At 33.8% G+C, this 26,407-nt stretch carries 25 protein-coding genes; 14 read left to right on the forward strand and 11 right to left on the reverse strand.

The genetic code is table 11. From position 1 onward, the window contains the following. The first annotated feature begins 60 nt into the window (after nt 1-60). The 11 genes from ACE94K_RS10990 to ACE94K_RS11040 all read left to right on the forward strand — a co-directional run bounded on the left by ACE94K_RS10990 (nt 61) and on the right by ACE94K_RS11040 (nt 9,888). Nucleotides 61-762, forward strand: coding sequence for a hypothetical protein (locus ACE94K_RS10990; protein ID WP_378184079.1), 702 nt, complete (start codon nt 61-63; stop codon nt 760-762). A gap of 162 nt (nt 763-924) precedes the next feature. Continuing rightward, a complete protein-coding gene (locus ACE94K_RS10995; RefSeq protein WP_378184081.1) occupies nt 925-2,088 on the forward strand; it encodes a cyanophycinase in 1,164 nt (387 codons plus the stop codon). Between the two features lie 180 nt (nt 2,089-2,268). Continuing rightward, nucleotides 2,269-3,141: an RNA polymerase sigma factor gene (locus ACE94K_RS11000; RefSeq protein ID WP_378184083.1), complete on the forward strand. Its 873-nt coding sequence runs from the start codon at nt 2,269-2,271 to the stop codon at nt 3,139-3,141. 134 nt (nt 3,142-3,275) lie between these two features. Further along, entirely contained in the window at nt 3,276-3,779 is a 504-nt protein-coding gene (locus ACE94K_RS11005; protein WP_378184085.1) for an SRPBCC family protein, read from the forward strand. A 69-nt stretch (nt 3,780-3,848) separates the two neighbouring features. Beyond that, nucleotides 3,849-4,454 (forward strand): SRPBCC family protein, encoded by a 606-nt coding sequence (locus ACE94K_RS11010; protein WP_378184087.1) that lies wholly within the window; start codon nt 3,849-3,851, stop codon nt 4,452-4,454. A gap of 55 nt (nt 4,455-4,509) precedes the next feature. Next, nucleotides 4,510-4,992: an SRPBCC family protein gene (locus ACE94K_RS11015; RefSeq protein ID WP_378184089.1), complete on the forward strand. Its 483-nt coding sequence runs from the start codon at nt 4,510-4,512 to the stop codon at nt 4,990-4,992. 623 nt (nt 4,993-5,615) lie between these two features. Beyond that, nucleotides 5,616-6,443, forward strand: coding sequence for a helix-turn-helix domain-containing protein (locus ACE94K_RS11020; protein ID WP_378184091.1), 828 nt, complete (start codon nt 5,616-5,618; stop codon nt 6,441-6,443). Nucleotides 6,444-6,503: 60 nt separating this feature from the next. Beyond that, the gene (locus tag ACE94K_RS11025; protein ID WP_378184093.1) at nt 6,504-7,988 is read left to right on the forward strand and encodes a serine hydrolase domain-containing protein; all 1,485 of its coding nucleotides are present in this window, start codon (nt 6,504-6,506) and stop codon (nt 7,986-7,988) included. 133 nt (nt 7,989-8,121) lie between these two features. Beyond that, nucleotides 8,122-8,736, forward strand: a complete 615-nt coding sequence (locus ACE94K_RS11030; protein WP_378184095.1) for a hypothetical protein — start codon at nt 8,122-8,124, stop codon at nt 8,734-8,736. Nucleotides 8,737-8,877: 141 nt separating this feature from the next. Next, entirely contained in the window at nt 8,878-9,255 is a 378-nt protein-coding gene (locus tag ACE94K_RS11035) for a DUF2200 domain-containing protein (RefSeq protein ID WP_378184097.1), read from the forward strand. A gap of 93 nt (nt 9,256-9,348) precedes the next feature. Continuing rightward, on the forward strand, nt 9,349-9,888 hold the full coding sequence (locus ACE94K_RS11040) for a hypothetical protein (RefSeq protein WP_378184099.1): 540 nt from the start codon (nt 9,349-9,351) through the stop codon (nt 9,886-9,888). A gap of 208 nt (nt 9,889-10,096) precedes the next feature. Here ACE94K_RS11040 and ACE94K_RS11045 read toward each other — a convergent pair whose 3' ends face one another. The 7 genes from ACE94K_RS11045 to ACE94K_RS11075 form a co-directional block, all read right to left on the reverse strand. Continuing rightward, nucleotides 10,097-10,897 carry an anti-sigma factor domain-containing protein gene (locus ACE94K_RS11045; protein WP_378184101.1) on the reverse strand — a complete coding sequence of 267 codons (801 nt, stop codon included), beginning with the start codon at nt 10,895-10,897 and terminating at the stop codon, nt 10,097-10,099. Nucleotides 10,898-10,900: 3 nt separating this feature from the next. Continuing rightward, on the reverse strand, nt 10,901-11,431 hold the full coding sequence (locus tag ACE94K_RS11050) for an RNA polymerase sigma factor (RefSeq protein WP_378184103.1): 531 nt from the start codon (nt 11,429-11,431) through the stop codon (nt 10,901-10,903). A 101-nt stretch (nt 11,432-11,532) separates the two neighbouring features. After that, the gene (locus tag ACE94K_RS11055) at nt 11,533-12,135 is read right to left on the reverse strand and encodes a superoxide dismutase family protein (RefSeq protein WP_378184105.1); all 603 of its coding nucleotides are present in this window, start codon (nt 12,133-12,135) and stop codon (nt 11,533-11,535) included. A gap of 86 nt (nt 12,136-12,221) precedes the next feature. Next, nucleotides 12,222-12,965, reverse strand: coding sequence for an LVIVD repeat-containing protein (locus ACE94K_RS11060; protein WP_378184107.1), 744 nt, complete (start codon nt 12,963-12,965; stop codon nt 12,222-12,224). 120 nt (nt 12,966-13,085) lie between these two features. Next, nucleotides 13,086-13,607: a hypothetical protein gene (locus ACE94K_RS11065; protein WP_378184109.1), complete on the reverse strand. Its 522-nt coding sequence runs from the start codon at nt 13,605-13,607 to the stop codon at nt 13,086-13,088. A gap of 239 nt (nt 13,608-13,846) precedes the next feature. Beyond that, nucleotides 13,847-14,008: a hypothetical protein gene (locus ACE94K_RS11070; RefSeq protein ID WP_378184111.1), complete on the reverse strand. Its 162-nt coding sequence runs from the start codon at nt 14,006-14,008 to the stop codon at nt 13,847-13,849. 333 nt (nt 14,009-14,341) lie between these two features. Further along, complete coding sequence (locus ACE94K_RS11075) at nt 14,342-14,824, reverse strand: YdeI/OmpD-associated family protein (protein WP_378184113.1); 483 nt, start codon at nt 14,822-14,824, stop codon at nt 14,342-14,344. Nucleotides 14,825-15,329: 505 nt separating this feature from the next. Here ACE94K_RS11075 and ACE94K_RS11080 point away from each other — a divergent pair. Beyond that, nucleotides 15,330-18,530, forward strand: a complete 3,201-nt coding sequence (locus ACE94K_RS11080; RefSeq protein ID WP_378184115.1) for a M36 family metallopeptidase — start codon at nt 15,330-15,332, stop codon at nt 18,528-18,530. A gap of 146 nt (nt 18,531-18,676) precedes the next feature. On the opposite strand, the gene ACE94K_RS11085 is transcribed toward ACE94K_RS11080, so the two are convergent. Continuing rightward, complete coding sequence (locus tag ACE94K_RS11085; protein WP_378184117.1) at nt 18,677-19,573, reverse strand: DoxX-like family protein; 897 nt, start codon at nt 19,571-19,573, stop codon at nt 18,677-18,679. 162 nt (nt 19,574-19,735) lie between these two features. Here ACE94K_RS11085 and ACE94K_RS11090 point away from each other — a divergent pair, with 162 nt between their 5' ends. Continuing rightward, nucleotides 19,736-22,012, forward strand: coding sequence for a fibronectin type III domain-containing protein (locus ACE94K_RS11090; protein ID WP_378184119.1), 2,277 nt, complete (start codon nt 19,736-19,738; stop codon nt 22,010-22,012). A 198-nt stretch (nt 22,013-22,210) separates the two neighbouring features. Beyond that, nucleotides 22,211-22,609 carry a hypothetical protein gene (locus ACE94K_RS11095; RefSeq protein WP_378184121.1) on the forward strand — a complete coding sequence of 133 codons (399 nt, stop codon included), beginning with the start codon at nt 22,211-22,213 and terminating at the stop codon, nt 22,607-22,609. Nucleotides 22,610-22,688: 79 nt separating this feature from the next. On the opposite strand, the gene ACE94K_RS11100 is transcribed toward ACE94K_RS11095, so the two are convergent. The 3 genes from ACE94K_RS11100 to ACE94K_RS11110 all read right to left on the reverse strand — a co-directional run bounded on the left by ACE94K_RS11100 (nt 22,689) and on the right by ACE94K_RS11110 (nt 26,302). Further along, on the reverse strand, nt 22,689-23,903 hold the full coding sequence (locus ACE94K_RS11100; RefSeq protein ID WP_378184122.1) for an alpha/beta fold hydrolase: 1,215 nt from the start codon (nt 23,901-23,903) through the stop codon (nt 22,689-22,691). Nucleotides 23,904-24,024: 121 nt separating this feature from the next. Further along, complete coding sequence (locus tag ACE94K_RS11105) at nt 24,025-24,591, reverse strand: GrpB family protein (protein WP_378184124.1); 567 nt, start codon at nt 24,589-24,591, stop codon at nt 24,025-24,027. A gap of 40 nt (nt 24,592-24,631) precedes the next feature. Further along, on the reverse strand, nt 24,632-26,302 hold the full coding sequence (locus ACE94K_RS11110; protein WP_378184126.1) for a SulP family inorganic anion transporter: 1,671 nt from the start codon (nt 26,300-26,302) through the stop codon (nt 24,632-24,634). Between the last annotated feature and the right edge of the window lie 105 nt (nt 26,303-26,407).

Below are 26,407 nucleotides of genomic sequence, written 5' to 3' on the forward strand. Positions count from 1 at the left end.
TTCTCAAAAATCAATAGCTTACTTTCTTATTGTTGAAATTTTTGTCTTAATTACTTCATAATGATTACTTTAAAATATTTAAGTGCAGCCAATTACATGAATAAACGAATATCCACATCTATTTTAATACTATTCATTTTTTCGTTTTTACCTTGTATAAGTCAGGAAAATGAAAAAAATGAAACCATAAATACACCAAAATACTTTAGAATTCTTGATGAAACAGAAGGCGATTTAGACAAAGATGAAATTCCTGAAAAAGTGATAGTCTACGATACAGAAAAGAACACTGATTTTGGAACAGAGAGACAAATATATATTTACAAGAAAAACAAGGACAGATGGCAATTATGGAAAAAATCAGTTGGAGCAATATTACCCAGTGAACACGGCGGAATGATGGGAGATCCTTTTGTAGGAATTTCAGTTGAAAGAAATTGTATTGTAATTAATCATTTTGGAGGAAGTCGTCAAAAATGGAATTACACGCATCGATTTAGATATCAAAATGGAGCTTTTGAGTTAATCGGAGCAACCGTAAATTTTGGTTCTCCCTGTGATTATTTTTTCATTTTTGACTATAATCTATCAAATGGTAAGATACATTACAAAAAAGAAACCGAAGATTGTGAGAATGAAAATTCAAAAATAGAGAAAGAAGAAATGATTAGAAAATTGGAAACGTTACCTACTATGAATGGTTTTTATCCTGGAAATAATGCATTGACCCTTTCAAAATCTGAAAGGACCATTTATTATTAAATTTTAAGGTTATTGATTATATTACATTACATATATTTCATTACTAGTGCTAGTCTATGTACTAAAATCTTTGTGGATTTTTTATTCGAATTTATTTGCTACTTTAGTTGTATACAATAGGTAACAAACCGCACACGAATGCGTAAACTATAATTAAAAAAAATGAAATTCACGCATTTGGTATTATTGGTTATTACTACGCTAGTTTCCATATCGTTGTTTTCTCAAAAGAACAGCGCAATGACAACAAGGGGTACTATGCTAATTATGGGTGGTGATTGTACCAACGATTTCTTTATTTCAGAATTTGCAGGTCTAGCAGGTGGCATTGAGAGCAATATAGTTATCATTCCTACAGCGATGGAAGATAAATATATCGACTCAGAACGCGATATGGACTTTTTGAAAAAACCATTTAAGGATATTGGTTTTAAAAACATTAATGTTGTTCATACCAGAGAATTTGATGTTGCCAACAGTGACTCCCTAAATAGAATACTATTATCTGCTGATGGAGTTTGGATCACCGGTGGTAGGCAATGGCGTTTGGCCATGGCCTATAACGGTACAAAAATTCAACGTTCTCTAAAATCACTTTTAAATCAAGGAAAAGTTGTTGCAGGTACTTCCGCTGGAGCTTCTGTTATGGGGGATATTCTTGTTAGAGGTGATTCTAAGGATTCAACCAAGATGCTAGGAGATTATCAAACGGGATTTGGGTTCATCAGCAATTTTGCTATTGACCAGCATCATATTGCTAGAAATAGACAATTTGATATGTTTGAATTAAAAAATAAAAGACCAGATATTTTAGGTATTGGAATTGATCAAAACACTGGTATTATTTTAAATGAAAATAAATTTAGAGTGATAGGTAAAAGTTATGTTACCATATATGATGCTACGAGATGGTCTGAAGAAAGAGATACGATCTATCCATTAGAAAAAAATAACAAACAATTTTATACGCTCTCTAGAGGTTATGAATATGACATAACCAAAAGAAAATTCATTAGTAAAAAAGATAGAGAGATAGCATCTTACGATGAAGAGATGATTAAAAATATTACTGGAACCTATCAGCAAACTGAAGGACTAAAGCACGGTCAAGATTTAAAAATAATAGTGACTTTTGAAAAAAATGATTTGTATTTTGAACAATCTTGGAATAATACAAAGTATAAAGTAGAATACCATTATTTGACTACATTTTTTCGGCCAAATAGTATTTCAGCATATCATTTTACAAAAAACAAAAATGGTCTTATCAATGCTTTTACATTTTTTCAATTTCAACATGGCTTAACAGAATGGATAAAACAGTAGTAATTCTTGACGAAAAGTAACTATTGTCAATAAACGGTATAATTGATTTCAGGTTGCTGTTTAAAAGAAAGATCTTTTTCAATGTTAACTACATTCAAATTGTTGAGTAGTTGCTAAAAATTACGAACTTTTGTAACACTTTCAACTATTCTGTATCAAACCAAAAAAACTCTTATTATTATGCAGTTTCCTTTCAGTAAAACATATTCGGATACAGAACAGCAAATCTTGGTGAAACAAGCTATTGATGGTAATAAAGAAGCTTTGAATGAAATTATAAGCTATCATCAACCTTTTATCTATAACGTGGCCTGGAAAATGTGTCATAATCCTGTAGATGCGCAGGATTTAACTCAAGAAGTTCTGATTAAAGTGATAACCAAATTAGGTCAGTTCAATTTCAAAAGTAAATTTAGAACCTGGCTATATCGTATTGTCGTTAATGAATTTTTGCAATCTAAAAGAAGAAAAGGTGAAACTCAATTTTCTGATTTTGATGATTATGGAGAACGTTTAGAGCAAGTTCCAAATCCTGATCTAAGTATTGAGGAAGAAATTAACTATCAAGAATTATCGAAAGAAATGCAAATTCAGTGTATGAGTGGTATGATTATGTGTTTAAACAGAGAACAACGTCTCATATTTATTCTAGGTGGAAGTTTTGGAATTGACCATGCTCTTGGAGCAGCTATTTTTGACATAAGTCCTCAAAATTTTAGGATAAAACTTCACAGAGCGAGAAAAGATTTGTTCAACTATATGAACAATAAGTGTGGATTAGTAAATAAAGATAATCCATGTCGATGTCCTAAAAAAGCAAAAGCTTTAAAACAAATGGGAGTTCTGGATGATGAAAAAATGCTATTCAATATTAAAACTAAAACGAAAGTAAAAGATTTTGTAGAGGAGAATCACGTAGAAGCCTTAGATGATTTTACAAGCACATATACCAAATTGTTTCAGGAACACCCAGTTAAGGATAATTTTGATAAGGATACAATTATTAAAGAACTTATAAATAATGATAAGTTATCAGGATATTTCAGATTATAACCAGAGATCCTTTCTTTTGTATTCATCAGTTAAAAAAGTTGCTTCATTTTGGAGCAACTTTTTTTGCTTTTGTAACACATTCAATATTCTCGCATCAAAACAGTAAATATTTATTCATTTAAAAATTTATTGATATGGAATTTAAAAAAGAAATCATCATCAACAAACCAATAGAAGCCGTTTGGGATGTACTGGGGAATCAATTTGGTGATGCCTATAAATGGGCGTCAGGGCTAAATCATTCTAAAGCATTCAGTCCTCCGACAATCAATGGTGCACCATCAAATAATCGTTCTTGCGAATTACCATCTGGCAAAATTAAGGAAGTCATCAGAGAATTTGATGCTAATAAACATATCCTGGAATATGAAGTTATCGAAGGCTTTCCATTTTTTGTAGATACAGCAATCAACAACTGGCAACTCACCAAGATAAGCGCTGATAGAACTCAAGTGGAGATGCATTTAGTTGTAAAAACCAGGGGATTAATAGGTAGTATCATGAATCCTATGATGAGAATGCAATTGAACAAACAGCTTGTACATATTCCTAACGATTTAAAGCACTTTGTCGAAACAGGAAAACCAAGTCAAAACAAAGAGAAAGAACAGCAAAAATTGTCACAGAAAGTTGCTTAAGTTTTGTAACACCAATTCAAATACGGTATCAAAGAATTAGTATTTAAATTTTAAATCATGAAAATCACAATGAAATCAATATTTGTAATCGCTCTTATGAGCATCATGAATATTAATGTATCAGCTCAAAGTATGGAAAAGAAATTCCGTACAGTTAAAGTAGAAATGAAAATAAACGCAATACCCGAACGAGTATGGGAAGCGATGGTTTTGGATTATGGAGAAATATCAAATTTTTCACCCTATATCTTTACTTCAGAATATACCAATGGATCTCTAAAAGGGGAATTAGGTGCAGAGCGTAAATGTAATTTCGATGCAAAAGGGGCACAATGGTCTAAAGAACGTATCGCTGAAATTGACAACGAGAATATGGTAATGCGTAATGTAGTTATCGACGGAGCAAAACTTCCTTTAAACTTTGATAATTCTCAAGCTTTTTATAGAGTAAAAGATAATGGGGATGGTACATCAACAGCATCCTACGAGTTTCAATTTAGAACAAAACCTGCCTTTCTCGGGATCATTGCAAAAGGAGGGTTTAAAAAGCAAATGTCTGGAACTCTTGTTGGTCTAAAGCACTATATAGAGACAGGGGAACGCGTTACCGGTGGAACTGACAAATACAAAAAAATAAAGAAGAACTACCCAAAGGCTACAGTAATAAAAACTTAAACCACTCAAATTACAAAAACCAAATAATTTTAATAACATCCTAAAAATCAATACAATGAAAAAAGCAGTAATTTTATTTATCCTATTAATTTCTACTACTAATGTATTACAAGCACAAATCCCTTTAGTAACTAAAATAGAAAGTTCTGCAGATGAAGTCTGGGAACAAATTCGTAAAATGGATAACATTGATGAGTTGTCGTCTTTTGTATCTAAAGTGCAATGGAAAGGACCAAAAGGAATAGGTGGCGAAAGAGTTTGTACTTCTTCAGATGGAAACGGTTATTTTAAAGAAAAAATTACAGGTTTCAATGATGAAACAAGAACTTATTCTTATCAAGTTGTTGAAGGTGTTCCGGCAAAGAATATGAACAATATGATCAAAGTAGTAGATTTAGGTTATGAGAAATCAATGATTGTTTGGACATCAAGTTTTGAATTTATTGAAAATCCTAATATGACTAAAGACCAATTCAATAATTTTTTAACTACTGCAAGAGCAGAAATGGTTGAAAATATAATTAAGTTGGTGAAATAAAGCCAGATCAAAACTAGGTAGTATCGTATGAAAAGCAAATCAAGCATAAGTCATTAAAACTTATGCTTTTTTTATACTTTCATCTTAACTGAAAGAACGGTAGTTTTAAAACTTCAAAAAAACTGAATAAGTGATAAATTATTTATCTCTAATTTCTGTGCAGAATCTCAGCATAAAAGCTGCGGAGTACCAATGTTTCAAATTTAAGAAACTGAAAATATTGTTAAATGGACTCATTTCATTTGGAGTGATGGATATCCAGAAACAGGTGACAAGCCCGATAATAAAATGAGTCTTCAACCACTTGTATTTGATAAAATTGAATATGAAATTTCTGTGTCTGAATCGGAAAAATTCATTATCTAAAAATGTCTAAATATAACACTTCAGATCAGGCATACTTTTTAACTACAAAATTAAAAAGTCATTTGCTTTTTTCAGTAGTGCCAAATTTTTATAAATTAAACAAGAAATAAGAATCATTATCTGCCTGCACCATCTTTAAGGTAGTTGAGCTTATATTGAATGTTTCGGGCATACTTGCCTTAACCTGATTCATAGATTTGACGACGCAGGTAATAAGTTGAGTTGATTTTTCTGAAAATCAAATTATAAATCATACTATGGTAATCGAAGAATTTAAACCTAAATCAGATTTATTAAAAAAATATATTAACTCCTTTTATTTCATCAAATCAAAGGATAATAAAAGAACAGAATTTATTTATTATCCGCATTTTATTGAAACCATAAATATCTTCTCTGATTCTTCGGTCAACATTAGTGACAACGTATTTAATGTAGAAAAGGAACAAAACAAGAACACAGTAATTTTATCTGCTGCTAAAACAAAGTTTAGAACTGCTCTAATAAATAATGCATATGATATAATCGGTATACAATTTTTCCCTCTGGCCATTCATAATTTTTTTGATGTTAAAATGCTTTCAATGATTGAAGTTGGTCTATTTGGTTTTGGTAATAGTAAAGAGTTTAATAAAGTTAGTTTAACAAAAGGTATTGAAAACAGAATTGATGCTTTAGAAAGTTTTTTTCAGAATACCTATAAAAATAGAGACAGTAAATTAGATAAACTTTCAAGGATAATAAAACTAATACACAAGTCGAAAGGAAACATTAGAATGAATGAGCTAGAAAATCAAGTAAGTTTGAGTAGAAGAACGATTTTAAGACAATTTAAAAAATATCTATTTTGCTCATTTGAAGATTACAAAAATACGGTTCGATTTAGATTAGCTATCCAAAATTTTTCTGGTCAGAACAGAAACACTTCTGATTTAATAGCTGATATAGCCTATTATGATCAATCTGATTTTATAAATCATTTCAAAACTCTGGCCGGAGAATCTCCTAAAAAACTACTAAAATATATTGCAAATAATCCTGATACGACTAGTTACTTCTGGAAGCTAAAACAAATAATAGAATAGTGTCTCAATTCTCCAATTATAAATATTAAAGATGTTTTAAGTTTACAAAAAACACTTATTATGAATACTTTTACAACTATCAAATGTAACGCTACTCTCACCTTCTTTTTCACTGTTATTTTCTTTTTCAGTATTTCCTGCGATAGTCAAGAAACTAAAAAAAAGGAAAGCACTTATTTATCTAAAATAGAAAATGGATTAATTCCGACCGTTCAAATCGAAAACGATCTTGTGTATTATCAGCTAGTAGATAGAATGAAGCATTATGGAGCAGTTGGTTTCTCCTTAACTACCATAAAAGATTTTAAGATTGAGGCGACAAAAGGTTATGGATTATGTCAAAAAGAAAATTCAATAGCAGTCGAAGATAGTTCGGTTTTTAGAGTTGGATCCATTAGTAAATCCGTAACCGCAATGGTTATCTTAAAACTTCAGGACAATGGGGTTTTAGACATAGATACAGATATTAAAAAGTATCTAAAGACCTGGGAGTTGCCAGATAGTGAGTTCATTAAAGACACTCCTGTTACACTAAGAACACTTATTCAACACACATCTGGTTTAAAAAGACAACAACGTATGAAACTTGGAGATCAAGGATTTGCAAAAGGTGCTAAAATATACACGCTCAATGAAATGTTAGACGGTAAGTCACCATTACAGCCGGTATCTTTTGACACCAAACCGGGAGACACTTTTAAATATTCTAATCAAGGGTATAATTTAATTCAAAAGGTGTTAGAAGATATAACAGGAAAATCATTTATAGATATTGCCCATCAATTAGTTTTAACTCCTTTTGATATGCGGAACAGTACTTTTGAGACAGTATTTCCAGATGCTGGCAATACTAGTTTTTGTTACGCATATAAAGATGAAGTCGTGCATGAGAGTTTATATAAAAACACTATTGAAAAATGTGGAGGAGGATTGTTTTCGACGTCTCATGATTTAGCAAAATTCTGTGTTAAAGTTGCTCATATTGTTAATGGTAATGACACATTTTTAAAACCAGAAACAGCTAAGCAAATATTAGAAGGAAATGAATACGGTTTGGGGTTTGATCTAATAAAAAAGGATAATCTTTTTCTCTTTTCTCATTCTGGTAGAGTTCCTGGATTTTATAGCTTTATGGCTATGGATCCAAAAAAAGGAAACGGATTTGTGATGTTAGTAAACTCCGATGGAGTTGATGACTTATTTAGAGAAATGTTACGTGCTACCGCTAATACTTTTCATTTTGACATTTGGAAACCTAAGAAAATTACGAGAATTGACATCGACATAAAAGAATACAAAAATTATATTGGAGATTATAAAGAAGATAACGAAGAAGAAGATTATTTGATCAAGGTTCTTATAAAAAATGGGCAATTGTATTATCAAGAGTTTGATGAAGAAAACACTTATGAATATCCCTTGGTTCCAATTTCAAAAAATGTCTTTATAGACGGTATTGATGGTAATAAGATTGAATTCAAAATTGACGGGGATAAGGTTTTAGGTGCAATTTATGATGATAAATATAACTATACCAAGATATAACCTCAAAAGAATACCAAATAAAAGTGGTATCATTCTTTATATATACCTATAAAAATGATAGAGTACTTAGATGTAAATGTTTTTTTAAAAATTAGTCATCTTTGTTCTAGTAAACCTTAGGCGATAATAATAAATGAAAAAAGAAATACTGGATAGAATTACAGATTTGGGAGGAAGCTTCAAAAAAGGAACTTCATTACGAGAATATATCGAGGGCATAGAATTTAAGCACCCTTTATACCCTAAAGAACCCTGGGGCGAGGAGCTATACGGTGTAGATGATTTTTATGAGAAATACAAAGATCTTTATGAAGAGAATAAAAAAGAGTTTTATAAAAGTTTGGTTTCTCATTTCTTTTCTGACCATGAAATACCTTACGGACAAACTTTTTATAGAAAAAGAATATTTACTCCGCTCACCAAAGGTACAAATGATTTTAATGAATGGGGCGCTGATTTTGAAGATGAAGAAATGACCAATCTTACTGAAATCAAAAAAATTGTTGGAGATGGTACCATGGAATTTATGGAAATTGCATTCTCTTACGGTTTTCCTGATGGATATTATATTTGTTTGTCTGATCCAAACCCCGATAACCCAACTGTATTTGGAACTGATCACGAAGTATATTTTGAAGAAATAACAAACGAAGGAACTTTTGAAGAATTTCTGAATCAATTTTATACAAAAAAACAGTTCCTAGAGTTGATTAAAAACTATATAGAGAACGAAAAAAAGGAAAAATAAAAATAGTAACATGCTCAATTAAATCCTGAACATTTATTACATATTTCCTACCTTAGTAATTCTCCGAAAATCTTCTTTTGGAAATACCTATTATAATTTTAGCGCTAAGCTATAGCATAATTCAATTCTAAACGAATACAAATGAAAGTTACAGTCGAAAAAAATGAAAAAGTTGCCAATATGATATTTGCATCCATTTATCCACTCTACTGGAATAGACTGGAGAAGAATGGTAGAACAAAAGAAGAATTCCATAAGGTAATAGAATGGTTTACAGGTTTTGATGAAGAAAAATTACAAAGATTGATTGACGAAAAAGTAACTTTTAGAACATTTTTTCAAAAAGCAAAAATACACCAGAACGCACATATGATTAAAGGAGTCGTTTGTGGTTATAGAATTGAGGATATAGAGGATGAATTTGAAGTATACAAACAATGTAGACAGATGGAAAAACTGATTGATGAATTGGCAAAAGGTCGTAAAATGGAGAAAATTTTACGAGAAGAAAAGAAATGAACAATTAAAGTGTTTTTGTGAATTAAACAGTACACTATTGTTGCTACTGGATTTCAAAATAAACCATAGTGCTGTACATAAAATTCAGGATGTATGAAACTTATCATTAAAATTATAGGTCTTTTTTTTTTAGTTTCCTGTTCGAGTAGATCCGGTACTAAAAAAGAAGATTCTAAAACCTATGAACAAGATCCGATAGTATCTAACAAAATTGTGATGGATACGATTGATGAGACCTTTCCTGTTGGGATCGGTAATGATAAAGGAACCATACGCGTTATAGGTGTTAGAACATTTAAAAATCGAAAATTGATCGATAGTGATTTTTTAATTTTACTTCATGATATTCCAAACATAGCAACATCCGAAAAACTGAATAAAGATATATTAATCGATTCTAATACCACGGTGTTACTAAAGGATTCTCTTCACTATGATTTCTTAAATACAGCAATTATCAAAAAAGTGCATTATGATGCGGTGCGATTAAACACCGTATATTTTAAAGCAGTTCTTGAAAATCCGAAGCAAAAGAAAAAGATTACCGGAAGATTCGGATTACTATACAACTCTAAGAAAAAGAAAAAATTCTATGGTTGGATTACAGATGAGATACAAGATATTGATAATTAAAAGTGAACAATAGTAAACCAAGCTAAAAAAGAAAGTCTAAAACGTGAATTATCTAAAGAAAATTATTTGGTTCTTTTTTGATAGTTATCTAAAATGAATAGACAGAAACACTGAAATCGGTAATCTATCTAGCTCTCTCTCTAACATTGAGCTGATAATCTCTCCCAAAGATGCTTAATCAAAACATTTTTTATAAGTCAAAGATAACCTATGATTCTACAACACCTAGCGTGTATAATTGTTCCAAGGTAGGTGATTCGCTTCCTCCTTCGGGTTCTAAAGTGATTCCAAAAGCTTCAGATTCATTTGTATTTGTAAGAGAGAAGATTTTTGTTTCCTCTTCAGAAAATTTATCCAATATTCCTAAGCTGGTAGGAGTAAGCGGATCCAGTTTTAAAGACCATACTTGATAAACTTTGCCGGGTGGAGGAGTAGGTAATCCGGCTACATCAATATAAGCGGTTTGTTTTTCTTTATCCCAATATACCGCAGCATATGCGGTTGGATCTACTTTCTGAGCCTGTAATGGGATCTGAAGTATGTCCTTATCACGAAGCACGCTTAACAATGTTTTAGCTTTAGATAAATCTTCTTCGGCAACATTTATTTTCCCTTCTAATAAGTTTTGTTCTATTTGTGATTCTACTATTTGTTGACGTAATTCTTTATTCTTATTAAACTGTAAGAATAGTCCAATGAGTAATGCAACAGATGCAGCCCAACCAATAAATGCCGGCCAATTAGTACGTTTTCGTGTTATTGGAATCACATCTACTTCACGGTCAGTAAAACTCAACTTATCTTTTATCCGATTAAAAACAGATTCTGGATTATATGGAGCAGTAGCAGTGGATAATTGCATAAGAGATTTTTCTATTTCTCTTACTTCACCCTCAATTTCCGGATGTTCTTTTAATGCTTTGTAAACTTCGGCATTTTCTTTTTCTGATAATGCACCATACACATAGAGCTCTAATATTCCTGATGATATGTATTGTTTTATGTCCATAAGTTATACAGCTAAGACTTCTCTTAATTTATTAATGCAAATTCTGTTCCGTGTTTTAATTGTTCCCAGAGGAATGTCTAATTCTTCTGAGGCTTCTTTTTGTGTGAATCCTTTAAAAAACAATAAATCAATTACTTTTTTGCAAATTGGTTCAAGCACGTTTATGTATTTTTTGATACCAATTGCATCTATCTTATTTGAAAAATTACTTTTCTCTTCTAATATATCTACGAAATAATCAGCACTTTGGTTTTGTTTTGCATTTTTAAACGCTACAGATCTTGTTTTATCGATAGCTGCATTACGGGCAATGTTTAATATCCAGGTAAAGAAACGCCCCTTTTTTTCTGAGTAAGAATCTGCTTTATCCCACACTTTTACAAATACGTCTTGCAGCACTTCTTCAGATAAAGTTTCATCTCTTAAAATAGTATAAATTACACCAAAAATGTTTTCTGCATACATTTCGTAAATACGTTGAAAAGCTTTTTCATTTTTTTGTTGTAATTGCGAGATTAATTCGTTGGGCTGCATGTAAAATTGGTTAGGATACTACTATTAATTTGTTTTTATAAAAAAGCCAAAAGAGTATATCATCTGGATGCATATACTCTTTTTTTTATTTAATAGGTATTTTATTGAATAATGCCTCCGCAGCTTACTCTGCTTCCAGCGGCACCTGATGGTTGAGATGTATAGTCATCAGTTCCTTGATGAACAATGATTGCCTTTCCAACAATATCTTTTTTATCGTCTCCGCATCCAATGCACCACTCATTGGTAGCAAAAGTAATAGAACCTTTACCATCCGCTGCAGCATTAAAATTTCCTATATCACCTTTGTGATACCCTTCAGAAGCGCCCCATTTTCCGTGGGGTTCCATAGTCGGATTCCAATGTCCTCCAGTAGATTTACCATCTTCAGAAGAGCAATCTGCTTTTTCGTGGATATGGATTGCGTGTTCTCCTTCAGATAATCCACTTAAATACGCCACCATAGTTACCATCCCTCCATCTTCAGTAAAAGTTACGTTACCTGAGACATTACTTTCACTTTTTGGAGAAAGCGAAATAGCTAATGTTTTTGCGTCACTAATTTCTTCTTTTTCTTGAGTAGTTTCTTCTGTTATTACCTCATTTACTTTGTTTTCGTATTCTTTTCCTTCTTTCTTATCTCCTTTACAGCCAAGAATTACCGTCGATAAAATAGTAATTACTACTAGGTTTAGCGTTTTCATAATTTAATGATTTGTTAAGTTTTAGAGTAACCAATATAGTGCAGTTTTAGCTCAAAGCAAAGGATTTAAGAGGTTTTTAGATTTTGTTATATGTTAATCGTACTTAATTCTGTTATACTCATACCAGAATTTGTATTTGGAGCAAGCCTGTATTGATACAAACCGGTTTCTCCTATAGCGATAAGGAGATCTCCAGAAATAATCACATCAAACGCATTTTGATCAATAGACGTTACCAAGTTGGATGTTGCAGGATTTGATATGTCGAATACTTTGATTTCATCATCGCAAACTATTAAAAAATCACCGTAAAGACCAAGCCCTCTGGGAAAGTTAAGATTTCTGGAATTAATCAGGATCGGCTCTGTCACTGAGGTAACATCATATATTTCTAAAACATTGATATTATTGCCACAAAATGTATCAGAATGTAGTGTGACAAAAGCGTGTGTATCATTTGCAACTACTGGATCACAGGCTGTAAAATGTTCTACCTGAGATAGTTTTTCTGGAAATTCTGGGTTTGTTAGTCCATATATGAACATTCCATTTCTTGATCCAATATATAAGTAGTTTTTATAACTAAATAGTGTTTCAATATCAAATCCAATGGGGATCGTATTGACTTGTACGGGATCTTTGATGTCGGTGATATTAAAAACTGTAAGATCAGTATTATCAACGGTATATAAATAGTCTCCTTTTAATGTAAAAGTGGCTAACGATCCCCCTTGACCATCAGAAGTAGGAGTAGAAGAATCACCGCTAGATTCAGAATCACAACTGAATACGATAAAGGAAGTGAGGATCATATAGATGTATTTTTTCATTGGTTTATTTTTAAAGTTTTTGTTTAGTGAACCTGCTATCGACGGGCAGATGGGATTGGTCAAAAATCATTACAATCAGTATCAACTTAGTAACCACAATTCATTCCATTTTTTTGTTTATTAATTAATTCGTGTCCACCCTATTACTACATTATTTTCAGGGGTACCATAGGGTAAAAAACCGTCTGGAGAACGCAACTCCGGAAATACATCAACTACTCTTTTTGTGAGCGTTATTTCATTTGTGCTACTATATTCTACGGCAATTAGATCTGTTGCTTGGTTGATATATATCATATTATCTCTAACGGCTAGATCTGTAGACCCCGGAGCTTTAAGAAATTTTATTGGAGTTGGTGATGTTGGATCTGTATTATCATAAATATGAAATCCCTTGTGGACTTCATTAATAAAAAGTAAATTGTCTTTAATGTAGATTTTTCCAGAAGTTTCTATAGCCATAGGATCTTCAAGAACAACTGAGCTCTCAAAATCGCTACGATCTAGTAATACGGGTTCATATTGGGTAAATCTTGGTTCTATAGGAAAATCGTCATCGTTTTGGCAATCCACAAGGAAAGGACAACAACTTTGTAAACATACTATGAGTACGCTTAATACTAATAATTTTGTTTTTTTCATCTTTTGATTGTTTAAAAGGAAGATGAAAAAAGGTTAGAATGGTTGCGTTAGGAATTACTTCCTGTATATCATCCAGTTATAAAAAGATCATTCTTTAGTTTTCTTTTTATGGATTTTTTTAATGTTACTTTCTATTGGCGAAATAATAATATCTGAAGAGTTCTCCCGAATATAAAATAGATAAAAACTGTTCTGACCAATAAGCTTTATGTCTGTTGTCTCTCCATCTGTGAAGGTAATTAGATGGTCGGTTTATAGGTCTTGTTTTCTATTTTACTTCTGGTTTTGGCACCTCCTCCAGTAGCATAACCAATATAAAAACTGAAAAGAATGATGGCAGGAAAAGTAGATTTCAAACCTTTTAATTGTAATAGTAATGTATCGTATTTTTCTTTTCCCATTTTGGCAAGCATTTTTTCTTTCTTTTTAATGGATTTTTTTGCGATGGATAGATCAGAAGATAGATTATAATGGTAAAACCAATAATGGCTAAAGGAACTGCAATGTCCTACTTAAAAATAATTACTGGACTTAACAAAACATCTAAAATATTTGAATAGCTGATAATGTTGATACCAATCAAACCATAATAAATGGAATTGCTAACGATCCCCAGTAACGGTAAAAAAATATCCAAGGGATAAATATTCTTGTATGCTTCCATTAAAATGAATTCCTTTTTTATCATTAGTCATAGAATAGTATTTTAATATGTAAATCTTAACTAATGTTCATTATATTTTTTTTAGAATCTGTTTTTTATCTCTGATACCAAGCTTTATATTTTCTGTGATCATTAAAGCTTTATCAATACGGGTTTGGGAATTTTTAAATCCTAGTACATAGTAAATCAAACTTCTTTTCATACCATCGGTAAAAGATTCGAAAATTTCAGAAGCTTCAGGATCACTTTGTAATACAGCTTCCAATTCTTCCGGCATTTCTACGCCATATTTTGAGGTGTCTTCAAGCAATTGAACCTTAAAATAATCACTTGGAAAAATATCTAATTGTTTTTGATTTTTTTTACTGAACATAACAAAGTACAGCTCGTTTCTTCTTTGCAAAGCGGCGTGAAATTGAACCGATCTACTTTCAAACTGAATGTAAACAACTATTCTTCTATGTTTCTGGATCACAAAGGGTGTAACAATTTCATTGGGAATCAATATGCTGTGAGTGGATTGTAAGCAAGATTCAAAGACGGGACTTTTCATTTTTAGGAATATAGGATGTTCTTAATGGAAATATAAATCATCTTCAGTAATTTCTAGTTATTGTCAAATTAAATAGATATTTCACCATTATACAAACCTAAAAATATAGAAATATTTTAAGGCTAAAAGATTTACGTCAAGAATAAGTTGTTTAATTATTTTTTTGATTCGTTAATCAAAAGACGGATAAAGTGCTTCAAAAGTATCGATTTTTAAAAAAAAGTTAAAAAAAATACTACTGATATCCCGTAATAAACAAAAGGTATAGTTATTATTCTGATTTTCAGGCTTTATAGATAATTTGATTGAAAAAAATTTATAAACTCTAGTGTTTATGTAGGCTAACTAACAATTGGTAGTTAGATTAAAAAAACAAGTTTTTAAGCGTGAAAAAAATTCATCAAAAATGTGAAATCGTTAAACTTATTTCAATGATATGGTATTTATGTGATTAATACTTTTGATTTTGTTAATTTTAGTTAACACAAATTCAAAATTTATACATATGAAAAAAATGTACTCGTTTGTTCTATTCGCACTTTTTATAGGACAAACAATGTTTGCACAAAACATCATGGATGGTATTGTGAAAAATCATCTCAACAGCACGACAGCTAAATCATCTCTGACCACAGAAGATGTGTCAGAGTGGAAAGTAACCGATGTAGTTCCATCATTAAATCCTGCGATACAGCACGTTTATGTTCAGCAGTATTATCAAGGAATTCCAATACAGTATGCGACTTATAAACTTACTGTAAAAAATAAGGAGAAAGTAACCTGGGAAATAGATCAGTTTGTAAAGGATGTTAAATCCAAAGTAATTTCTGCAAAAGCATCACTTTCTCCTGAGAATGCAATTATGAATGTTGCGAGGGCACATAATTTACAATCTCCTCAATTGGTAAGATCAAAAAGTACCACTGATGGGGCATTGGTTTATGATAATTCCGGTATTTCATTAGAGCCCATAAAGGCACAACAGGTATACCTTAAACAAGATGATCAACTAGTTTTAACTTGGCGGGTGAGCATTTATCAGAAAGATGGTCAGCACTGGTGGAATGCTAATGTGGACGCAGCTACAGGTAAAATTTTATATACAGAGGATTGGGTAATTACCTGTAACTTTGGAACCCCTGATCACGAATCTCATAATCACGGGGACTCTGTGTTATTTGATAAAGCGATCCCAACGGTACCAACAGAAGCAGAAGCAAACGCTGCATTAGCTCCGGATTCGTATAATGTATATGCAATGCCCGTAGAAAGTCCTAGTCACGGAAATCGTTCTATAGTAACAGATCCTGCTGACCCAACTGCATCTCCATTTGGATGGCACGATACTAATGGTAGTGCAGGTGCAGAGTTTACCATTACCAGAGGAAACAATGTATGGGCACAAGAAGATAGAAATGGAAATAACGGAACTGGTTTCTCCCCAGATGGCGGAGCAAGCTTAGATTTTAATTTCCCGATAGATCTTACCCAAGGTCCTATAACTTATGACGATGCGGCTATAACAAATCTGTTCTATTGGAACAACATCATGCACGATGTGTTTTATCAGTACGGTTTTGATGAAGCTAGTGGTAACTTCCAGGAAAACAACTATGGTAGAGGTGGAGCCGGAGGCGATTCTGTAAACGCTGACGCACAAGATGGTAGTGGAAGCAATAATGCAAATTTTGCCACACCGGGCGACGGTGGTAATCCCAGAATGCAGATGTTTTTATGGACAAGTCCAAACCCTGACAGAGATGGAGATTTGGATAATGGAATCATCGCTCACGAGTATGGGCACGGTATCTCTATAAGATTGGTAGGTGGTCCAGCTTCTAATACACTAGGAGGTTCTGAGCAAATGGGTGAAGGATGGTCTGATTGGTTTGGATTAATGCTAACTATGAAAGCTGGAGATACAGGAACAGACTCTAGAGGAATCGGAACTTATGCATTAAATCAACCAACTACCGGAGATGGTATTCGTCCGACTCCTTATTCTATTGATAGATCAGTTAATAACACAGATTACGCAGATATAGGTGGATTGGCAAGACCGCACGGAGTAGGGTATGCTTTTGCTACTATTCTATGGGACATGACTTGGGGACTTATTGATGCTGAAGGATTTGATCCTGACTTTTATAACGGAACAGGTGGTAATAATATCGCAATGGCCCTAGTTATAGAAGGATTAAAGAACACTGCTAATAATCCTGGATTTGTATCAGGTAGAGATGGTATTCTACAAGCAGATCAAGATCTTTACGGAGGACAATATGAGTGTATTATTTGGAAAGCATTTGCAGAACGTGGAGTGGGTCAGGATGCTAATGAAAATAATAACGGTGGTTCGAATGGTCAAACAGACCAGACAGTATCCTTCGTGAATCCTTGTGATGGAGGAGGACCTGGTCCAGGTGGTGATGAGTGCACAGGAGACATCGCTTCATTCCCTTACAGTGAAAGTTTTGAAGGAAATATCGGAGATTGGTCTCAAGGTTCTGGGGATGATTTAGATTGGACTGTAGATTCTAACGGTACTCCTTCTAATGGAACAGGACCAAGTAGTGCTATTGATGGGAACTCATATATCTATGTAGAAGCTTCTGGAAATGGGACAGGATATCCTAATAAGAGAGCGATTTTAAATTCTCCTTGTTTAGATTTCAGTGGATTAACATCGCCCACACTAAGTTTCCAATACCATATGGTAGGAAACGCTGTTGGTACATTTGATGTAGAAGCAAGAACAGATAATACCGGAGATTGGACAAGTGTGTTTAGTAGATCAGGAGCTCAAGGAACTGACTGGAATACTGCTAATATTGATCTTTCTGCCTATGCAGGAAACGCAAGTGTACAATTACGTCTTAACACAGTTACAGGAACAAGCTGGCAAGGTGATGTTACTATTGATGGTTTAAGTATTACCAATGGTACAGTTGATCCGGGTCCTACTTGTGATGCTATTAATTTTAATGATTTCTCAATCACTCCATTCTCTAACCAAGATGCGGCAGGTAATTTCTCTATCGTTAATGGAGGAGCTGGATTATCAATGTCTAATAACACCTGGAAGTATATTGCACTAAATTATACAGTCACTTCTAATACGGTTATAGAATTTGACTTTAGTAGTACCTCTCAGGGAGAAATTCATGCAGTTGGTTTCGAAAATGATAATACATTAACAGCTAATAGATATTTCAAAGTTCATGGTACTCAAAATTATGGAGTAACAAATTATGATAACTACGCAGGAGGAACAACTACGTATGTAATTCCGGTTGGAACTTTCTACACAGGAAGTATGGATCGATTGGTATTCATTAATGATAACGATGCCGGATCAGGAAATAACTCTATATTCTCTAATGTGAAGATTTATGAAGGTTCATGTGGATCTGCAGTGGTGGCTACTGATTTTGGTCCTGCCACTCCGATATTAGGAACAGAAGATGAAGAGGATATCTCTAGATTTACAATTGCGCCTAATCCATTGCAAAGAGGGGGAGCGTTACAGGTTTCTATGAAAACTGCTAAGAACACTAATAACCCTTATACTATTATGAATATGGTAGGACAGGTTGTTGGACAAGGAATTATCAGCGCTAGTAAAACTATCAACGTTGGAAACCTTGAAGCAGGTATGTATTTACTACAAGTACAAGGTGAAACACAAAGATTTGTAATTAAGTAAATTACAACTTGAGTTAGTAGGGAGGCTGTCCATAACGGACAGCCTTTTTATTTGTAAAACTCTGTTTTGAAACGTTGTATAATAGTGTATTCCAAAAATATAGCTGAACCTATTTGTCTGTTGGTAGGCAGGTTTATCCTGATTTTTCAATGGGATTTTTGATTCATATCACGAAGCTTGAGAGGAAGATTGTTTACTTCTGTTCCGTGTTTTATAGAAATCAAAATAATCAGTAAAGGAGTCAATCCGTGTGGTAGTCGATATAAAACTTCATATAAATTCTGATGAACGGATTGCAAGGGGAACTCCCAATAAAAGTTTGCCACCAATCTTGCAAAGGCTGTAAGTAATCCCCAAAGCACAGCATACCATAAAGCATACGTATTAATTTTCGGGATAAAAATTAAAACTGCAATGATGAAATCTAAAAGACCAGCTACATATAAAAAAGCAATAGCAGTAGATTCAGAAAAACCAAATATATGAATGGTCATATCTATAAATTTTCCGGGGACGGGATAAAATCCAAAAGCATACAATCCGTGTGAGAAAAAAGTAACAGCGGTTAGAACCTTGAGTGATACGATGAATCGATTTGTTTTTATTTTGTTAGAATAACTATAGAGTAGCATAAAAGGTAATCCAAATTGGATACTATGTTCAAAAAACTGTGCAACGTGATAGAATTTTTCTTTGGTCATTAAAAGGGTAAGTATGACCAAACTAACGCCACCCAAAAGAATGGGTAATCTATATAATCTAAAGTTCGTTTTTTTAATAATTAGTGAAGCAATTCCTGAAATGAGGTATAGCATTCCATTAATTTTAATTCCTATCTGAATGATTTGATCTGTTTTTTTACTTGTGGCATATTCCTGCCAAGGGGTTTGAAATAAGCCCTCTATAATAGGTTTTAAAAGGGATTCGTCCCAGAAAAAAGTACGGTAGGGTGCGTCCCAAAAGAGATGCTGCCAAGCTCTACCCATAAAAATAAAAAATACGCTGAATTTAAGCAGTAATTGTATTTGATCACGTTTCATCATACAAATAAAAAACAAGATATGTTAATTGATTGTAAAACTAAGGTTATACTTTTTCTAAGTTGAAGTTATAGAAATTATGTAATTATTAAGATTTCACTAGAGAGAATATTATACTTAAAAGAACTTTTAAATTTGAAACAACTAACCTAATCATCTGCTTAAATGAAACAAAGTATTACACTATTGATATTGGTTATGGGGCTACAATTGCACGCCTCCAATGATAAATACCGCCTGATGCTGAGAGGCAATCCTGCAACCTCGATCGTTATTGGATGGAACCAAACATCTGGTAACAACCCTATCGTATACTATGGTACAACGGACTACGGAACAAACTATACGAATTATCCAAATTCTAAATCACCAGACAGAACGGTTTCTTATAAAGGTATGAATAATACCTTTGCACGGTTAACAGGGTTACAACCTAATACAGCATATTATTTTGTAATTAGAGATAGCCAGGGCAGTAGTGAACGATTTTGGTTTAAAACAGCTCCGGCCGATAGAAGTAGACTGTCTTTTATAGCAGGAGGAGATTCTAGAAATAACAGAACTCCAAGGCAGAACGCAAATCTCCTGGTGGCTAAGTTAAAACCACATGCAGTTTTGTTTGGAGGTGATATGACAGATGATGATACCAACAGTCAATGGCAAACCTGGTTTAATGATTGGCACTTGACAATAGCTTCAGATGGCAGAATGTTTCCGATTGTGGCAACTAGAGGTAACCACGAGGATAGCAACAATAGTGTGTATCATTTGTTTGACACCCCTTCATCCAGCGTATATTATGCACTTACTTTTGGAGATAATCTGGTAAGAACATATACTTTAAATACTGAAATTTCAATTTCTGGGAATCAGACTACTTGGTTGCGTAATGATTTGAACGCTAGTCATAATGTGATTTGGAAAATGGCACAGTATCATAAACCCATGCGTCCACATGTTTCTTATAAATCCGAAGGAAATAGTCAATATAACAATTGGGCGCAGTTATTCTATGAAAAAGGAGTGAAGCTTGTGATAGAGTGCGATGCACATACCGTAAAAACTACCTGGCCGGTCAAACCAAGTTCAGGGTCTGGAAGTGATGAAGGGTTTATCCGAGATGATCAAAACGGAACTGTGTATGCAGGCGAAGGTTGTTGGGGAGCTCCTCTTAGATCTAATGACGATAATAAAGACTGGACTCGAAACTCTGCAAGATTTAATCAATTCAAATGGATTTTTGTGGACGAAGAAAAAACAGAAATCCGAACCATTAAGGTGGATAATGCTTCGCAAGTAGGATCAGTTTCTAATGACAATGTGTTTCAAATCCCTACTAATTTGGACATATGGAATCCTTCTAATGGTAGTGTGGTAACTATCAATAAAGGTACTACTGTAGACCCCGATCCTGATAACGGCAGTATCGAAGTCGCCATTACTACCGGAGGAGATGATGTTGAGGAGCGCCAAAACGGAGATTTATATGCAAATAGTAGTGATCTGGAAATGGTTTATGATAGTTATAGTAATGCAGGTAATCAGATCATAGGACTTAGGTTTAGATCACTGGCGTTGCCAAAAAATGCTACCATAACCAGTGCCTATCTACAGTTTACGGCAGACGAAAGTAACAGTGCTAATGCCGAACTGGAAATATCCTTACATAATAGCAACAATTCACCAGCTTTTAGTAACTCCGATAAAGTTTCGAATCGAACCACATTCTCCAGTAAAGTTACCTGGAATCCAAATTCATGGTCCAGTGGTCAGAATGGTACTGCACAGCGATCTCCAAATCTTAAGAATATGGTTCAGAGTTTGGTAAACAAAAGTGGATGGACGTCTGGTAACAATGCTAGTTTTATCATACGCGGTAAAGGAATTAGTCTCACCAATACTTCTGCCAAAAGAGTGGCAGATTCTTATGAAGGAGGTGCTGGTAAAGCTGCAAGATTAATCGTTAATTATTCTACTTCAGGTAACGTGCCTGTAGATATTTGCGAAGGTATTTTTCCGTGGCAAAGCAATGTCAGTTATACTGTCGGAGATAAGGTTACCTACGCCGGATACTTATATGAGCGTACCTCTTCTGGTTGGACGAATTTAGGCGATTGCGAAACATTACGTATAAGTGCAGATATATATAAAGTACCGTCACCACCTCTGGATGCAGGTGATAATGATTTGACTTTTGATATCTATCCCAATCCATTTACGGATCAACTAACAATGAAGGCTTCCAAAGATTCAGAAGGTGTGTTTAAAATACTATTGTACAATTTAAATGGTAAAGTAATACACCAACAAATAGTACAAAACATAGTTTCGGATCGCACTACGATTCAGTTTAAAGGAACAGAACAATCCGGAATTTATATTTTGTCTATTCAGGATTTGAATGGAAAGATTTTTCGAACGAAAAGACTGATAAAAAAATAAAAGATTTAACCAAAGCATTTTGGGGGTAAAATGCTTCAAAGACCACTAGCTACTTGTAGTTTAGTGGTTTTTTATTATTGGTTGGACAGGTCTATCTTAATGAGTACTAGTTTATATAACATTATGGTAATCATTAGGTAATCGATCTCAAAACAAATATGCTGAAATTTATAAAATAACTTTTAAATCAATGTTGTGATGAGACTTGTTAGGAAACTCATATGCTTAAATGTTATCTGTTTATTCTTTTCTTGCGAGAAAGACACACATAATTCACAAATAGAAGCGTTTACGTACCAAGAAAAAAGTGAAGTTAGATTTGACGTCTATGTTAGATTAGTCGACGAGTGGTCAGGTCAAGAAATTCCGGCAGGAACATTACCTGGATACGGTGCCACAAATTTAGAAACAGGTGAGATTTACTTCGATTCCCTTTATGAGGCAGGTCTTTTTGAAAGCCTTCCCACAGGAATGTATCGCTTTGATGCCCGTGATGGTTACTTTGACGGTGCATCTTCCGCCATTGTTGAGGTAAGTCCCGAAAATGAAACCCCGGAAGGTTGGATTGAAGTTACCTTACACTATTGGTCAGAATAGATTATATCAATTTTTATACTTTTCATAATGATAAAAGGGAAGTAGTGAGTATTATATAAACTTCCCTTTTTGATATGAATTAGCGAATCAGCTTAGTAATCACTTGTGTTTCAGAATGCAGTGTTTTATGTACCGGACATTTATCGGCGATTTGCAGAATTCGCTGAATTTGTTTTTCATCTAGATTTCCCTCTAGTTTGATCTCTCTTTCGAACGTATCTATCTTCGCCATAGGATCTTCACAATTTTCACAGTCCTCCATATGTTTTTTGTCATAGTTGGTATGTACTTCCACATTTTGCAAATCCCAACCTTTTCTGGCAACATACATTTTAATGGTCATGGCTGTACAAGCTGATAATCCGGCAGAAACCAATTCGTAAGGTGAAGGTCCAAAATCATTACCGCCCACACTTTCAGGTTCATCAGCAACCATATAATGATTTCCCACTTTCATTTGCGTAGTATAACCTTCTTCATTTCCCAGACTGGCAACCACGTGATGTTGACTTTTTAATTTGGGTTCTTCTGGAATATCTACATATCTGGAGGACCAACCCGCAATCACTTTTCCAACATATATAGAATCTTCTTTTCGCATTAATAAATGATCTGCACCATCCAAGGTCACAAAGCTTTTAGGATGTTTTGCAGCGTGGTAAATTTCTTCCGCATTTCTAATACCCACGGTAGTGTCTTGTGGAGAATGTAGCACTAATAATGCTTTACCCAAGTTTTTTGCTACTGTTGGTAATGATTTTTTTTCCAGATCGTCTAGGAACTGTTTTTTGATCGTAAAATCCCTTCCGCTGAGGTTTACAACGGCTTTACCATTTGCTTCGATTTCTTCTAATCCACTTCGTAGCAGATGCTGTACATGTATTGGATCAGAAGGTGCTCCCACAGTGGCAACTGCTTTAATCGAGTCTATAGCTGCCGCTGCAAATACAGCTGCCGCACCACCAAGAGAGTGACCGATCAATAGAGATGGAGCCTGGTATTCTTTGGTTAAAAAATCTGCTGCCGCAACCAGATCTTCTACATTTCCTGAGAAATTAGTATCAGCAAAATCACCTTCACTTTCACCTAAACCTGTAAAATCAAATCGTAGTACACCAAATCCTTGAGAAGTGAGCGCCCGACTTATATTACGAACCGCCCCCAGATTTTTATTACACGTAAAACAGTGTGCAAAAAGCGCAAAATTATGAGGATGTTGATCTGCGGGTAATTCCAAACGCCCTGAAAGCGTCTGACCTTCTGCATTGGTAAAGGAAATTTTAGAAAGACTCATGTGACCGTTGTTTTTCTTAAATGTCGTTTTTTTTGAGCTTTTCTAACTTTTCTCCAGGGTTAAAAATGTGTTAAAGAAAGTATTTAATCAAGATTTCGATGATTGATTTAAATAAGATTTACTAAATCAATTCTAAAGTTTCATATACAAATTTGGTTTTTCCTAGAACATATGCTCCTCGATCATTCTTATATTTCTTCGCTAACTGAATTTTGAGATTTTCATACATTTTAGCTCGCTCCTGATTTTTTATCAGATAATCTCTAAACCCAATTTGTTTCCACATCATATTGTTCTTAGGGCACATATGGATATGAAAAATTTGTTCTTTTTTTTCTTCAAGATTGTATCCTTTGCCAAAGGAAGAATAGGCTTCAATGTTATCTCTTTTTGGTACTACAAAATGAGAATATCCTAAATCGGTAAAATCTGAAATCAAGGTTTCGTCGAATAGTAATTCTTCTGGAATTTCTATCAACATATCTATATAGGGTTTAGATTTTATGGATGGAATTGAGGAGCTCCCAAAATGTTCTATTCGTATAATAGATGCGGATCCAATCTTTTTTAATATTCGTTCTTTTTCAATTTTATAAATTCTTTTCCATTCAGGATTGTGATCTACCAATTCAATAGGGAATAATGTATTCCACTCTTCTTTAGTGAGATCAAATAAAGTTTTTTTCATTGATAAGAAACTATAGAATTATCTGTGTTGTTAATTTTATTTACACTGCTTCCGACCCTTGTTTGAACTTCTCTCGTAAATAGGTAAAGCTATCCTCAATATTTTCGAATAGATCGTTTTCAGGAACAAGATCCGGAATGATATCAACCGCCTTGAGCATATCTGCAGGTTGTTCTTTGAGTCCTACAAATATTACTTCAATTCCTTGTGCTCGTAAGTCAAAAATGGTATCCTCAAGGGTGTAGATACCTGATTGATCAATATAAGGAACACGATCCATTCTTAAAATAACAGCCCTTACATCTTTTGGTAATGCTTTGATCTGATCTTTAAAATAGGAAGTAAAACCAAAAAATAACGGTCCATACAAATGTTTAATAATGACTTTGCCTTTATAGCGGTCGTAGAATTCAATTTCGTCTTGCCAAGGTTTAGAACCGTCAAAATCGGCAATATCTCCAACTTCCATTCCTTGTTCACTCAAATCCCCGGCTTTTTTCATAAATAATAAACAAGCTAATGCCACACCGATACCAACCGCTTGTATCAAACTTCCAAAAGTGGTAATAAATAATACAAGAATCAATACAAGGGCATCGGCTCTAGGTACTTTTAATAAGTGTTTTAATCCTTTAAAGTCTACTATTTTAAATCCAATAGGGATCAATAATCCAGCTAATACACAAAGAGGGATATGTGCTGCCAGTTTTCCTAAACCTAATAATACAGCCAATAAAAATAAACCGTGTAATACTCCGGATAATCTGGTTTTTCCACCTGCGTTGATGTTCACTACCGTTCCTTTAGTAGCACCAGCTCCCGGAATACCACCAATTACTGCTGCCAACATATTACCAATCCCTTGCCCGATCAATTCTCGATTACTATTGTGTTTGGTTTTGGTCATATTATCGGCAACCACAGAGGTTAAAAGGGAATCTATACTTCCTAATACAGCGAGAACGACTCCATATTCGATAATAACGCTTAGTGCACCAGAATCTATTGCAAAAATGCCACCTAATTGAAGCGATGGTAATCCGGATGGTATTTCTCCAATTAAAGGTACGTCCATTTTTGTAAAATAGGCTACCAGCGAAGCAACGATCAAGGCTACCAAAGCACTGGGTATTGCTTTGGTTATTTTTGGAAAGAGGTAATATACAGCAATAGTGATCCCTCCTAATAGTAACGCGTATGGATTGGCATCAGAAAAAAGCCTAGGTAAATCCTGCATAACTGCTGTGGTTGATTTTGCCGAACTTAAACCCACAAATGGAAAAAGTTGCAGAATCACAATGATCAAACCTACACCACTCATAAATCCTGAGACTACGGGATATGGAAAATACTTAACGTAACTCGCAATATTTAAAAATCCGAATAATATCTGGAAGAGTCCACCTAACAAGAAAGTTGCTACGATTATAGGCATCGCATTACCTAGAGAACCATTCATTTCTATAGCAGCGGCAATTAGCGTTGCAGAAACTACGGTCATCGGACCTGTTGGACCACTGGCTTGTGTCTCGGTACCTCCAAATAGGGCAGCAAAGATACCAACAGCTATGGCTCCATACAGACCGGCTGTAGCACCCATACCTGATTGTACTCCAAAAGCTAAGGCGAGCGGTAATGCAACCACTCCGGCAACTAATCCACCTGTAAAATCTCCTTTTAAATTTTTTACGTTATAGAATTTTGACAACATAGGCTTAAGATAATTTATGAAGCGCTAAATATACTTCATTTACGGCTAAACTATGTGCGTTTTTGATGTAGGTTTAACATTTTTAAGATGAGAATACAAGTGACC

Source organism: Aquimarina besae, from assembly GCF_042434905.1.
Taxonomy (GTDB): domain Bacteria; phylum Bacteroidota; class Bacteroidia; order Flavobacteriales; family Flavobacteriaceae; genus Aquimarina.

Excerpts from the sequence above, each read along its gene's own strand:
- ACE94K_RS11055 (WP_378184105.1), bottom strand. The coding sequence starts at position 12,135 with ATGAAAACGCTAAACCTAGTAGTAATTACTATTTTATCGACGGTAATT.
- ACE94K_RS10995 (WP_378184081.1), top strand. The coding sequence starts at position 925 with ATGAAATTCACGCATTTGGTATTATTGGTTATTACTACGCTAGTTTCC.
- ACE94K_RS11005 (WP_378184085.1), top strand. The coding sequence starts at position 3,276 with ATGGAATTTAAAAAAGAAATCATCATCAACAAACCAATAGAAGCCGTT.
- ACE94K_RS11085 (WP_378184117.1), bottom strand. The coding sequence starts at position 19,573 with ATGATGAAACGTGATCAAATACAATTACTGCTTAAATTCAGCGTATTT.
- ACE94K_RS11030 (WP_378184095.1), top strand. The coding sequence starts at position 8,122 with ATGAAAAAAGAAATACTGGATAGAATTACAGATTTGGGAGGAAGCTTC.
- ACE94K_RS11100 (WP_378184122.1), bottom strand. The coding sequence starts at position 23,903 with ATGAGTCTTTCTAAAATTTCCTTTACCAATGCAGAAGGTCAGACGCTT.
- ACE94K_RS11065 (WP_378184109.1), bottom strand. The coding sequence starts at position 13,607 with ATGAAAAAAACAAAATTATTAGTATTAAGCGTACTCATAGTATGTTTA.
- ACE94K_RS11045 (WP_378184101.1), bottom strand. The coding sequence starts at position 10,897 with ATGGACATAAAACAATACATATCATCAGGAATATTAGAGCTCTATGTG.
- ACE94K_RS11035 (WP_378184097.1), top strand. The coding sequence starts at position 8,878 with ATGAAAGTTACAGTCGAAAAAAATGAAAAAGTTGCCAATATGATATTT.
- ACE94K_RS11070 (WP_378184111.1), bottom strand. The coding sequence starts at position 14,008 with ATGGGAAAAGAAAAATACGATACATTACTATTACAATTAAAAGGTTTG.
- ACE94K_RS11060 (WP_378184107.1), bottom strand. The coding sequence starts at position 12,965 with ATGAAAAAATACATCTATATGATCCTCACTTCCTTTATCGTATTCAGT.
- ACE94K_RS11000 (WP_378184083.1), top strand. The coding sequence starts at position 2,269 with ATGCAGTTTCCTTTCAGTAAAACATATTCGGATACAGAACAGCAAATC.
- ACE94K_RS11025 (WP_378184093.1), top strand. The coding sequence starts at position 6,504 with ATGAATACTTTTACAACTATCAAATGTAACGCTACTCTCACCTTCTTT.
- ACE94K_RS11090 (WP_378184119.1), top strand. The coding sequence starts at position 19,736 with ATGAAACAAAGTATTACACTATTGATATTGGTTATGGGGCTACAATTG.
- ACE94K_RS11040 (WP_378184099.1), top strand. The coding sequence starts at position 9,349 with ATGAAACTTATCATTAAAATTATAGGTCTTTTTTTTTTAGTTTCCTGT.
- ACE94K_RS11075 (WP_378184113.1), bottom strand. The coding sequence starts at position 14,824 with ATGAAAAGTCCCGTCTTTGAATCTTGCTTACAATCCACTCACAGCATA.
- ACE94K_RS10990 (WP_378184079.1), top strand. The coding sequence starts at position 61 with ATGATTACTTTAAAATATTTAAGTGCAGCCAATTACATGAATAAACGA.
- ACE94K_RS11050 (WP_378184103.1), bottom strand. The coding sequence starts at position 11,431 with ATGCAGCCCAACGAATTAATCTCGCAATTACAACAAAAAAATGAAAAA.
- ACE94K_RS11080 (WP_378184115.1), top strand. The coding sequence starts at position 15,330 with ATGAAAAAAATGTACTCGTTTGTTCTATTCGCACTTTTTATAGGACAA.
- ACE94K_RS11110 (WP_378184126.1), bottom strand. The coding sequence starts at position 26,302 with ATGTTGTCAAAATTCTATAACGTAAAAAATTTAAAAGGAGATTTTACA.
- ACE94K_RS11015 (WP_378184089.1), top strand. The coding sequence starts at position 4,510 with ATGAAAAAAGCAGTAATTTTATTTATCCTATTAATTTCTACTACTAAT.
- ACE94K_RS11010 (WP_378184087.1), top strand. The coding sequence starts at position 3,849 with ATGAAATCAATATTTGTAATCGCTCTTATGAGCATCATGAATATTAAT.
- ACE94K_RS11105 (WP_378184124.1), bottom strand. The coding sequence starts at position 24,591 with ATGAAAAAAACTTTATTTGATCTCACTAAAGAAGAGTGGAATACATTA.
- ACE94K_RS11020 (WP_378184091.1), top strand. The coding sequence starts at position 5,616 with ATGGTAATCGAAGAATTTAAACCTAAATCAGATTTATTAAAAAAATAT.
- ACE94K_RS11095 (WP_378184121.1), top strand. The coding sequence starts at position 22,211 with ATGAGACTTGTTAGGAAACTCATATGCTTAAATGTTATCTGTTTATTC.